The 4600-nt window shown below is 44.7% G+C and carries 4 protein-coding genes; all 4 read right to left on the bottom strand.

The features are described from left to right. Positions 1–356: 356 nt before the first annotated feature. The 4 genes from argZ to PN470_RS12480 all read right to left on the bottom strand — a co-directional run bounded on the left by argZ (position 357) and on the right by PN470_RS12480 (position 4232). Positions 357–2468 (bottom strand): bifunctional arginine dihydrolase/ornithine cyclodeaminase, encoded by a 2112-nt coding sequence (gene argZ, locus PN470_RS12495; protein WP_002733880.1) that lies wholly within the window; start codon positions 2466–2468, stop codon positions 357–359. A 173-nt stretch (positions 2469–2641) separates the two neighbouring features. Then, positions 2642–3052 (bottom strand): hypothetical protein, encoded by a 411-nt coding sequence (locus PN470_RS12490; RefSeq protein WP_103111146.1) that lies wholly within the window; start codon positions 3050–3052, stop codon positions 2642–2644. Between the two features lie 55 nt (positions 3053–3107). Beyond that, a complete protein-coding gene (locus PN470_RS12485; RefSeq protein ID WP_002775455.1) occupies positions 3108–3884 on the bottom strand; it encodes a M48 family metallopeptidase in 777 nt (258 codons plus the stop codon). 63 nt (positions 3885–3947) lie between these two features. Next, positions 3948–4232, bottom strand: a complete 285-nt coding sequence (locus PN470_RS12480; protein WP_002732467.1) for a hypothetical protein — start codon at positions 4230–4232, stop codon at positions 3948–3950. Positions 4233–4600 lie beyond the last annotated feature (368 nt).

Here is a 4600-nt window from a genome sequence, read left to right as displayed (position 1 = left end):
TGTCGATAGCCTTGAATACAGGTTCCTTGTAGGTTCAAAAATTTGTCAAGTATCATAAGTAAAATAATCTCGTTTTTGGCAATTATATCAAATCTTAACTCAATTGTCTATCTTTTGGCATTAACCTGTTTGTGCCTTAAGTCCTTTCCTGTATGGATTTCAGCTACTTTTGAGATTAGGTACTCTCATCGAATTTTATTTTAAGTTAATTATTTGCATAACAATTCCCGAAGAGCCTTTTTTCTTTGTTTTTTAGAAGGTTCATTGATAGCATCTGATCGGCAGTATCGCCAATTATGGGAATAATTAAAAAAGAGACGCTTCTAGAAACGTCTCTAGAGGATTTACTTGCGGTTTTAAACCGTTTCTACCAAGGGACGGGTTAACTTATCCAACTGTTGGGTTAACAGACTCAGGAATAAACCCACATCGGTGACAATACCCACGGATTCTACGGAACCTCGATCGCTTAATTTTGTCACCACGGCCGGGTTAATATCAACACAGACCATTTTCACCCCCGCCGGTGTCATATTGCCCACACCGATGGAATGGAGCATACTAGAGAGCATGAGAATCATGTCTGCACCTTGAATTAAGCGCGAATATTCTTCCTGTGCTTTAATTAAATCCATCTCCGTATCCGGAAGCGGACCATCATCGCGAATTGAACCGGCCAAACTGAAGGGGACATTATTCTTGACGCATTCATACATTACGCCTTTTGTCAATACCCCGGCCGATACAGCTTTGGCGATGCTGCCGTGGCGACGGATGAGGTTGATAATCTTGAGGTGGTGACGATGGCCACCGCGCACCGGGATGCCTTTCTGCATATCTACCCCTAAAGAAGTACCCATGATCGCCTGTTCCATGTCGTGAACTGCGATCGCATTTCCCCCCAGTAAAGCGTGAACGTAACCATCGCGGATTAAACGGGAGAGATGTTGCGCTCCTCCAGTGTGAATGACCACCGGACCTGCCGTTACTACCACTTTACCGCCCTGGTCGCGAATTTTACGCATTTCCCAGGCAATCTGCTCCACGGTTAACTCGACTCGGCGCTCGCTGGAAACCCCCGCACCCATAAAGGTAAATTCCTGGGTGCTGTTGCGTTGTTCCCTGGATTCCGCCTGTCGGATAGTACGGATGCCCTCAACTCCCACCATAACGCGATCGCCAGCTTTTAAATCCCGCAGCAGAGTACATTTCGCGGTTTTGCCTTCTGGACTTTCAGTGACGACGATGGCTGCATCCATGCGTTGATTTTCCACCCGCACCCATTCACAGTTAACCCGCACTTCCGTGGGATAGATGGTGCTGACATAAAAATCATCGGGAGCGACCCCATCTTGAGCGACAATGGCGGTATTGACATCACAGATTTCTTGGGGACGAGCGGCCGCACCGAGGTCGATCAATTGTACCATGATCTCCTCCATTACCTCGTGAGAGGGTGCAGAAACGCGCACTTCGGCCGAGGAGGTACTTTGGCGCTCAATCCCTAAGGTGAAGTTTAAAACCTTGAAGCTGCCCCCATTTCCCACCACAACATCGAGAGCTTTATTCATAATTCCCGCGTCGAGCAGATGACCTTCTAGCTGGAGAATGCGACTTTCAATGGTGACATTTGCGTGATGGTCTGGAATTAAGGGTTCCGTGGTACGCAGGGTTAAACATTTGGCCGCACCTCCTGCTTTTAAGAACTCCGTCAGGGGAGTTTGTACCACTTCAAACCCTTTTGCAGCTAAGTTATGTTGTAAGTCGTCACTAATTTTATTCATGACGATTACTTGACCGATATTCACAGCATTACAAGCAAAGTTAACCGCATCTGCTTCTTCAACGATAATGCGTTTTTCTTCGGGAATTTTTAACTCAATTAATCGATTAGAATAGGCATCAAAAGCATCGGGATAGTAGAGTAGATAACCGCCACTAAGGGGACAAAAACAGGTATCAAGGTGATAGAAACGTTCATCGATTAAACGTAGGGATAAAACCTCGATATCGAGCCATTTAGCGATTAAAGGGTGGGAATCTAACTCAGTTCTGAAGCCATATCCTGCCCATAACCAACGTCCTTCCCGATCTAATAATGCGTCTCCTGCACCTTCAAAGGGTAAATCTTTGGGCAGTTCGTGAACTGTAAAACCGTTATCTTCAAACCACTGTTTAAAATAGGGTTCTTCTCCCTGTCTTTCTTTGTGTAAAAAGCGACTGAGAACGACTATTTTTTCCAGAACTAAACCTGCATTAGCGGTAAAAACCATGTCGGGCCAGCCTTTTTCTGGTGGGACTAAATCCACGAGCGCCCGATCTTTGAGAACATGATAAAGCTGCTGCCATTGTTGCCTAGCTTTTTCTTGGGAAGATTTGTGAATGTTGCCCTCCATCCACGGATTAATCACATAATCCACATCGTAATGATCGGGAGAACACATCAAAAAGCGAATAGTTTCAGTCATATTTTTTGACAATGAATATTCAGTATAAGTAGTCTGGAGATAAGTTTAGACCAATCTTCCATTATACTCTACTTTGCCCCAAAATATGACTAGGCCTAAGATTAGGACAATTTCCACTCTACAAGCTAAAAACAGCCTGATTCTAGCCGATAACTGACGGCTAGAAGCTTAAATTATTGTAAATCCTGATGTTTAAATAACCCCATAAATTTCGATTTGCGTCCATGTTCCTTAATTAAACTTTCCCGATAAGTTTGCCATTCTTCCCGTCTTCCTGACATATAAAAGGCATTACGAGCTTTTTTCAGCCATTTAATCGTTTCTTCGTAGCGATCTGCCTTTTTTTCGTCGAGTATCTTTTCCGCAGCAGGACGTACATGATCGATCAACCAGTTAGGATCGACGGTAGCAGCCGCATCCATTATCCGCCAAATTAGGTGAGACTGCATATAGGAATTATCAGAAACGACTTTAATTGCATCTCTAACTAAATTTTCGTGGGGAAATATATCGATTTTAGCCTCTGTGGAACGCCCACCGCTAAACCGGTTGGGTTGACCCAAGGAAACCCAACAAAAAGTCATGAGAGCAGGGGAATAGCGATCGCCATTCGGGAGAAGAATAATGTCTGGGGGAAGTTCAGTTATTAACCGAATTAAGCTGTTTTTGCAGTGCCACAATGCGATCGCTTGTAGCCGGATGGGTGCTGAGAATTGTCGGGGTAGAACCCCCCTGTTGTGTTAATTTTTGCATAAAGGAGATCATCGCCGTGGGTTCATAACCAGCCCTGGCCAAATTTGTTAAACCCAGTCGGTCCGCTTCTAATTCATCCTTGCGACTATTGGGCAGATTATAGGCGAGATTAACCGCCAATTGTACCCAAGTTTTTGTCTCTAATCCCGCCGCACTGAGAAGTCCTTGGGCGAGGGCAGTATTGCGTAATTGGGTGATAGAATGACGACCAACGATATGGCCGATTTCATGGGCAATCACGCTGGCTAATTCGGCCTCATTATCAGTAGTTTTAATCAATCCCGTGTGTAAATAGACAAATCCACCCATAGTTGCGAAGGCGTTAATGCTATTGTCGCGCACCACTTGAAAAGTGTAGGGAAGGTCAGGGCGATCGCTAGTTGCCGCTAATTGCTGCCCGATTTCTTGGACATATTGGTTAATTCTGGCATCTTTGGACAGTTTCACCTTACCTGATTCTAATAAACCTTGATTAATCTGCCTACCGATGGCGACTTCCTGCTGAGGAGAAATAGTGGAGAGTTGAATAACTTGCACACCCCGAAAAAGTAAATCCATCCACGAGAGCGCGGAACTGTTTTGGGGATTGATAATCCCGATACTCAGGCTCAGCAGCAGAGAAATTATTGTTAATAGCCAAAAACGGGAGAAAATAAGGCGCATAGACGATTCGATCCCATAAAAACCTCATTCTTATTCTAGACATTGTCTATCACCCTTTGTCTGTTACTGTCCCCGATTGGTTTGATAGACGTAAAAGTTAAATAAATCGAATAAACTGCCAACAAAAGCAAAAGTAACAGCGATGGTTAACATTCCTTGTAGGGGATAACCGCCACCGAAAATGGTTAAAAATTGCAGAATTTGGCTAAAAACAGTCTGAGAAACCCAAGTAAAGCCGGGGACGTGACTGGTGGCGAATAAAGCAGTTAAAATCGAACCCACCAGGAGGACGGGAGCAACAAAACTTAATAGGGTGGAAAATAGCAGAGAACGGAGCAAAGTAAGCATGGGTGCTGATCTCCAGAGAATTGGGGCGCGATCGAACGGGAATAAGAATTTATACTCGCTCCCCTCTAGGATATACGTTCATCTCCGATAGGGACGGTTTTTTAAAAAATCTTAAAATATCATTAAGATTCTTGGTTAAGAAAAATATAGCAGAGAAAGTCCCCACAGGAGCGTACACCGGTGGGGATGCAGCGACTGCCTCCTTTCCGCTTGCTCAAATCCTCTGCTAAGTAGGTAGGCGTTAAAAGTTGTCAGATGCCCCCCTTATTAAGGGGGGATTAAAGGGGGGACTAAGGGGGGATCGGCACCCCCCTTATCAAGGGGGGCAGGGGGGATCGAACCTAAAATCCATTTTTAATTTAATTATA

The organism is Microcystis sp. CS-574 (assembly GCF_028329095.1).
Classification (GTDB): Bacteria; Cyanobacteriota; Cyanobacteriia; order Cyanobacteriales; family Microcystaceae; genus Microcystis; species Microcystis ichthyoblabe_A.
Note: the sequence above shows the minus strand (reverse complement) of the source record. Positions and strands in the feature narration are given on the sequence as shown.

Excerpts from the sequence above, each read along its gene's own strand:
- argZ (WP_002733880.1), bottom strand. The coding sequence starts at position 2,468 with ATGACTGAAACTATTCGCTTTTTGATGTGTTCTCCCGATCATTACGAT.
- PN470_RS12490 (WP_103111146.1), bottom strand. The coding sequence starts at position 3,052 with ATGACTTTTTGTTGGGTTTCCTTGGGTCAACCCAACCGGTTTAGCGGT.
- PN470_RS12485 (WP_002775455.1), bottom strand. The coding sequence starts at position 3,884 with ATGCGCCTTATTTTCTCCCGTTTTTGGCTATTAACAATAATTTCTCTG.
- PN470_RS12480 (WP_002732467.1), bottom strand. The coding sequence starts at position 4,232 with ATGCTTACTTTGCTCCGTTCTCTGCTATTTTCCACCCTATTAAGTTTT.